The organism is Streptomyces sp. NPDC040432 (assembly GCF_055595445.1).
Map to the genome: position 1 here is coordinate 211898 of NZ_JBVIVP010000012.1, position 6769 is coordinate 218666.

General features: G+C 71.7%; 4 protein-coding genes. 3 read left to right on the forward strand and 1 reads right to left on the reverse strand.

The window, feature by feature from the left end; all coding sequences use genetic code 11:
- Positions 1 to 281 precede the first annotated feature (281 nt).
- Complete coding sequence (locus tag ACZ58N_RS24475; protein WP_471163601.1) at positions 282 to 1505, forward strand: hypothetical protein; 1224 nt, start codon at positions 282 to 284, stop codon at positions 1503 to 1505.
- Positions 1506 to 1542: 37 nt separating this feature from the next.
- A complete protein-coding gene (locus tag ACZ58N_RS24480; RefSeq protein ID WP_471163603.1) occupies positions 1543 to 3675 on the forward strand; it encodes a tetratricopeptide repeat protein in 2133 nt (710 codons plus the stop codon).
- A gap of 111 nt (positions 3676 to 3786) precedes the next feature.
- Here ACZ58N_RS24480 and ACZ58N_RS24485 read toward each other — a convergent pair whose 3' ends face one another.
- The gene (locus tag ACZ58N_RS24485) at positions 3787 to 4629 is read right to left on the reverse strand and encodes an AfsR/SARP family transcriptional regulator (RefSeq protein ID WP_471163605.1); all 843 of its coding nucleotides are present in this window, start codon (positions 4627 to 4629) and stop codon (positions 3787 to 3789) included.
- 369 nt (positions 4630 to 4998) lie between these two features.
- On the opposite strand from ACZ58N_RS24485, the gene ACZ58N_RS24490 reads away from it, so the two are divergent.
- On the forward strand, positions 4999 to 6579 hold the full coding sequence (locus tag ACZ58N_RS24490) for a M28 family peptidase (RefSeq protein WP_471163607.1): 1581 nt from the start codon (positions 4999 to 5001) through the stop codon (positions 6577 to 6579).
- Positions 6580 to 6769 lie beyond the last annotated feature (190 nt).

Consider the following 6769-nt stretch of genomic DNA (forward strand, 5'->3'; position numbering starts at 1 on the left):
GCATCACCCACTGGTGTGAAGGAGGTGTCCTGATGAAGAAGATCCAGGTCCGCAAGGCCGGCCCGGTCCGCCTGACGTCCTCGGCGTGCAGCGTCTACACGAACCCCAACTGATCCCGGATCGGTTGAGCACCGGCCGCTGGCGCACCAGGGGCCACGGCGCCGTCGTGCCCGCGGGCAGTCCGAGGTGATTCGGGCAACCCGCCGGGCACGACGGCGCCTCCCGGAGAAGGCGGAGGGACCCGCCGCGCCGGGTCCGGACCGGAAGCCCAGGGAGACCCCATGCCGGAGCACGGCATTCGCAGCAACGCCGACACGCCGCTGCCGTTCCATCCCCTCGTCTACCTGGAGGACGGCGACGAAGTCACCATCGGCAGGCCCGACACGGATTCCTACGGCATCTTTCCGCCCGACGGCGCCCACCTGGTGCGCCGGCTGGCGGACGGGGCCACACCCGCGCAGGCCGCCGACTGGTACGCCGCGGAATACGGTGAGCAGGTCGACGTCGAGGACATCATCGGAGCCCTGCGCGAACTGGGGTTCGTCCGGGAGTCCGGGGAGGAACCGGCCCGGGCCGAGCCGGTGCGTTGGCAAAGGCTCGGCCGGGCCCTGTTCTCACCGCTCGCCTGGCTCTGCTACGGCCTCATCGTCGCCTGGGCCGCGCTGCGCATGATCATGTCGCCCAATCTCGTACCGACCGCCGAGGACCTGCTGTTCAGCGACTACTACGCCGTGATCAGCCTCGTGCTGCTGGTCGTCGCCGTCCCCCTCATCGCCGTCCACGAGGTGTTCCACGCCCTCGCCGCACGACGCCTGGGCGTCCGCTCACGGACCCGGCTGTCGTACCGCTTCTACTTCCTGGTCGTCGAGACGGCCCTGGACGGTCTGGTCGCCGTCGAGCGCAGGAAGCGCTACCTGCCGATCGTGGCCGGAATGGTCGCCGACTGCGTCCTCCTCGCGCTGCTCATCACGATCGCGGACGCCTTCCGGGGTCCCGGCGGCGCCGACACGCTCACCACCCGGGTGTGCCTCGGGCTGGCCTTCGCCGCCCTGCTGCGCCTGCTGTGGCAGTTCTTCCTCTACCTGCGCACCGACGTCTACGTGCTGATCACCACGATGCTCGGCTGCGTGGACCTGCACACCACGTCCGTCCGCATGCTCCGCAACCGGCTCCTGCGGTGGTGCGGTCGGAGCGACCGCCTCGCGGACGAATCCCTGTGGCACCCGGTGGACCGCAGGGCGGCACGCTGGTACTCCTGGCTCATCGTGGCGGGCTACACCATCAGCCTCGGTACCTTCGTGTGGGCGCTCGCCCCGGTGTTCGTCCGGATGGTTTCCGGCGCGATCGACCGTTTCGGTGCCGGGGAACGTTCGAGCTGGGCCGAACTCCTGGACTCCTCGGCCTTCCTCCTCCTCACCTTCGGCCAGATCGCCCTCACCCTCTGGATCGCCACCAGGGAACGTCTGCGCGCACGACGGTCCAGGACCCACCACGTCATCGATTGACGCCCGCCCTGCCGTCCTCCCCGCGAAAGGTAGGTTCATGACCGGCCACTACTGGATATCCGCCCCCCGGCGTCGCGAGCGCCGCCACCTGTGGGCCGGACTCGGGCTGCCCTCCCCGCTCACGGTGGTGGACGCGCACCGGCGCCTCCGGGGCCCCTACACCGCGGCCGGCGCCCTGCTGCGACAGGTGGCCCCCGAGGCGCTGCGCCGCCGACCGGGTCTCGCAGCCCGCCACTACATCGAACTCCAGGAGAGCACACCGGAGTTGGCTTCCCTGGTGCCGCCCAAGGAACGGGCCCTGGAACAGAACGCCAAGGCGCCGGGTGAGGCGACCCGGTATCCGGCCCGCCTGCATTCGCTGCGGGTCGCGCACGGCCTCGTGGACTTCCTGCTCACCGCGCTGGCCGATGCCGGGGACGGCCCGCGCACCCTCGTGGTCGAGAACGTCCACCACGCCGACGTCACCGACCGGGAGTTCCTCGCCGCCGCGTTGCGGCGGGTTCCACCCGAGCTGCTCACCCTGGTGATCGGCACCGACACGGACACCCTCGCCGACCCGCCCGGCATGCTCTCGGTCTCCCTGCCCGCGGAACTCGCCGTCCGAACCACCCGCATCCACCGGCCGGGCACCGCCGCAGCGGACGAGGCGCTGGGGGCGGACGGCCCGAGCGGGTCGCTGTTCGATGTCGCCGCCCGGTACGTGGACGGGGACTGCGTCGACGACGACCCGCCGGCGGCCGCCGCGTACCGGCAGGTCACCGACGAGGAGCGCGCCGCCCTGCACGACCGCCGGGCCGCGGCCCTGGCCACCCGGGCGCAGGACGAGCCGTCCCTCAAGCTGGGCGCCCTGCCGTACCACCTGCTGCGGGGCAGCGACTCCGAGGGCGCCGGGCTCGACGCCCTGAGGTGGGCCCAGGCCCGCTGCAAGTACTTCGGCTTCTACCACGCCGCCGCCGAGATGGGGGAGGAGGGACGCCACCGGGTGGATCCGGCGGAGCGCCCCGACCTGTGGTGGCCCTTCACCCGCGAAACGGGCGTGTGTCTCGCCGCGGCCGGGCGGCCCGAGGAATCGGCCGCAGTGCAGGAGGAGGCCCGGGCGGCCACCTCCGCCCCCAAGCACCACATGAGCCTCGCGTACGAGACGGGCATGCTCTATGCCCGCCACTTCCCGCCCGAACTGCGTGACGAGCGGCGGGCGAGGGCATGGGTCAACCAGGCCATCGCGATCTCGGACCTGCTGCCCGACCCCAAGGAGCGCGCCTTCTACTCGGTGTTCAACCGCAACGGGCTCGCGCTGGTCGAGGTCAGGGCCGGACGGCCCGACGAGGCGTTGCGGCTGCTCGACGAGGGGATCGAGAAGCTGGACCGGGAACTGGGCATCGGCGAACGGACCTGGCACCGCGTGGGCTTGCGCTACAACCGGGCACAGGTCAACGGGATGAGCGGGAGGCTGGAGGACGCGCTCGCCGACTACGTCTCGATCATCGACGCGGACAGCGACTTCGCCGACCACTACTTCAACCGCGGCAGCATGCTCCGCCGGCTGGGCCGCGTCGAGGAGGCCATCGCGGACTACGAGCGGGCGCTGGCCCTGGAGCCGCCCTTCCCCGAGGCGCACTACAACCGGGGGGAGGCGCGGCTGGAACTCGGCGACAGCGACGGTGCGCTGGCCGACTTCGACCGGACCCTGGAGTTGGAACCCGGCCATCTTGAGGCGCTCCTCGCGCGGGCGGGGCTACTGGCCGACCAGGGGGACGACAAGGCCGCGCTGGACGACGTGACGGCCGGCCTGCTGCTCGACCCGGGACACCCGCACCTGCTGTGCCTACGGGGACGCCTCTGGGGCGAGGAGGGTCGGACCGCCGAGGCGCGCGCCTCCCTCGTAGAGGCGCTGCGCATCGACCCGGGCCTCGCCGAGGCGTGGGCGATCAAGGCGGAACTCGCCTACGGGGAAGGCGACCTGGTCGAAGCGCTGGCCGATTTCGACCGCGCGGTGGACCTCGACGGCCGGCCCGAGTTCCGCTTCAACCGGGGGGTGGTGCACGAGGCGGCGGGGGACCCGACCCGAGCCCTGGCCGACTTCGACGCGGTCCTCGCCGTCACCGACGATCCCGATGCGCGGAGTCGTCGGGAGGCCTGCCTGCGCGAGGTCGGGCGCACCGACGAGTAGGCGGCCCGTAGCGGCCCGATCGCCGTCCGACGATCGCGGACGGACGGACGCCGCGAAGGACGGACGCCGGGACGGTCGGACGGGGGAGGGACGGACCGCCCGGCCCGGTCCTCAGGCCCCCGGCGGGGCCGGCCGGAGCCGGCCCACCGGCCGGCAGCCGTCGTGCCCGGCGTTGTCCGGTCGGGCTCCGCTCAGCAGCGCGTGCTGCGCCGTGCGCAGCCCCGGCCCGGGTTCGATGCCGGTGTTCTCCACCACGGTGCGCCGGGCCCGGGCGTAGGCGTTGAGGGCCTCGGCGCCGCGCCCCGCCGTGGCGAGGGCGAGCATCAGCTGTTCGTGGAAGTCCTCTCGCAGGGGGTGGCGTGCGCAGAGTTCCTCCAGTTCGCCGACGACCTCGCGCGCGCTGCCCCCGCAGATGTCCGAGCCGATCCGGGCATGGACCAGAGCCAGTCGTTCCTCCTCCAACCGCACCGTGTAGTGGGCGGGGAGGCACGCCTGGCCGAGGTCTCCGGGAGGGGTGCCCCGCCAGAGGGCCAAAGCCTGACGAAACGATTCGGCTGCGGAGGCGCAGTCTCCGGTGGCCCTCAAATCGCGACCGGCACCGGCCAGCGAACGGAACCGGTCCAGGTCGAGGGCGCCGGGTCGAACGCGCAGCAGATAGCCGTTCCCGGAGGTGAGCAGCAACGGATGTTGGCGGGCGTCGCCGCCGTCGCGGCTGTGCGCGGGGTCGAGGACGCGTCGTAGTCCCGACACGTACATCTGCACGGCGGACGCGGCCGATGGGGGTGGTCGGCCGTCCCACAGCTCGCCGATCAGGGTGTGGCTCGGGAAGCGCCGATTGGCGTGGAGCAGCAGCAAGGTGAGCAGGGCACGGAGCTTGAGGGAGGTGGGTGTGCAGGGCACGCCCTCCCGGTGGACCTCAAGCGGCCCCAGGATCCGGTACGTCGGCCCGTCCACCGGCCGTGGTCCACCCTCCGTTTCCCGGGGTGCGGAGGTGGGACCGGGGACGGGCCCCGGACAGCCGGATAAGTCCGGATCCGCCGAGGATCTCGCTGTTCTGGCCAGCATTGATCTGCCACCCCCGCGCTACCGGCGCCCTCGGGCGCACTGTCCTGTCGGTCGGCACGCGGCAGGGCACACCCGCGCTCACGTCATGGATACGGGATCGACGGACGGAGTGTCAGTGGTCCGAACAAGCCAACTTCGGAACAGCCGAGTCGGGACCGCCCCTCAACCCTTGCCCGCCCCACCGGAACCCGGCCCGATTCCCGAGTCGCCGACCCGACCCGAGCTGATCCATCCGTGCACCAGCCGTGAGAGGACCCCATGCCCGCACGTCGTATCGCCGCTGCGACCGCCGCTCTGGCCGCCGCCGCCCTCCTGTCCCCCCTCCTGTTCGCAGGCCCCGCCACGGCGGGGCCCTTCGGCCCGTACCCGGCGGACCGGGGTGACGTCCTCGCCGGGAAACTCGTCGAGGAGTCCACGGCCAAGGACGCCCTGCGACACCTGAGAACGTTCCAGGCGATCGCCGACTACAACGGCGGCTCACGAGTGGCGGGCTCCAAGGGACATGCACAGACCGCCGCCTACGTGGAGGGAGTGCTCAAGGCCTCCGGTTACAAGGTGTCCCGGCAGGAGTTCGACTTCGCCTATACCGAGGACGTCGCGGAGACCCTCACCGTACTCGGGCCCACACCGCGGGACGTCACGCTCCAACTGATGGCCTACACCGCCAACGGCCCCGAGGGCGGTGTGACCGCGGACCTGGCCGTCGTGCCCGTGGACGCCGACGGCTCCCACGGCTGCGAACCCACCGACTTCGCCGCCGGCGCCTTCACCGGCAGGATCGCCCTGATCAAGCGTGGCGGCTGCAGCTTCGCCGTCAAGCAGGGCAACGCCCACGCCGCGGGCGCGCTCGGGGCCGTCATCCACAACAACACCACGGGCAAGATCAACGGCACCATCGGCGACGCGGCCCTCGCGCGGATCCCCACCGGCGGCATAAGCCAGGAGGACGGCGAGGCGCTGACCGCCGAGGCGGCGGCCGGCCCGGTCACCGTCACGCTCGACATCCACGAACTCCGAGAGAACCGCCGGACCTTCAACGTGGTGGCGGAGACCCGGGGCGGCGATCCCCGGGAGACCGTGTTGCTCGGCGCCCACCTGGATTCGTTCCACGGCGGGCCGGGAATCAACGACAACGGTTCCGGCTCCGCAGGCATCCTCCAGGTCGCGGCCAAGCTGGCCAAGTCCCAGGACAAGATCAAGAACAAGGTCGGCTTTGCCTGGTGGTCGGCCGAGGAATTCGGCACCCTCGGTTCCCAGGCGTACCTCGCCTCCCTGACCGAGGAGCAGAAGCGGCGGATCAGGCTCTACCTGAACTTCGACACGATCGCCTCCCCGAACGGTGTCCAGTTCGTTCACGACGGAGACGACTCGGACGGCACGGGCGCGGGCCCCGGCCCCGAGGGCTCCGCACAGGTGGAGAAGGCCATGACCGATTTCCTGGACTCGAAGAACATCCCCCATGAGGGCGCCGACTTCACGGGACTCTCGGACTACGCCCCGTTCCTCCTGGCCGGCATCCCCTCGGGCGGTACCTTCACCGGGGCCGATGGCATCAAGACCGAGGCCCAGGCCGCCCGGTTCGGCGGGCAGGCGGGTGTCGCGTACGACGTGAACCACCACATGGCCGGCGACGATCTCACCAACATCGACATGCGGGCGTTCGACATCAACATCGACGTCATCGCCGACGCGGTCGGCCACTACGCGTACGGCATCGCGCTGCCCGCCGCGCCGGCGGGCCGCCCGGTGCCGCAACGCGACCACTCGGGCAGTGGCCATGGCAGTGGCACTGGCGGTGACAGCGGCAGCGACCCGCGCGGCGGTGCGAGCAGCGGGTGACCGGCCGGCCCGCGGCGAACCGGAACAACCAGCGCCACGCGCGGGCGAGTCCGGGAAACGGTCAGCCCGGTCGGGGAGTGGTGGGGGGGGCCCGGGTGCCACCACACCACAAACAACCAACACCCCCCCCCCCACACCCCCAAACACGCACACAAACACCTCAAACACCCACCAAAACAAAGCCCTTCCC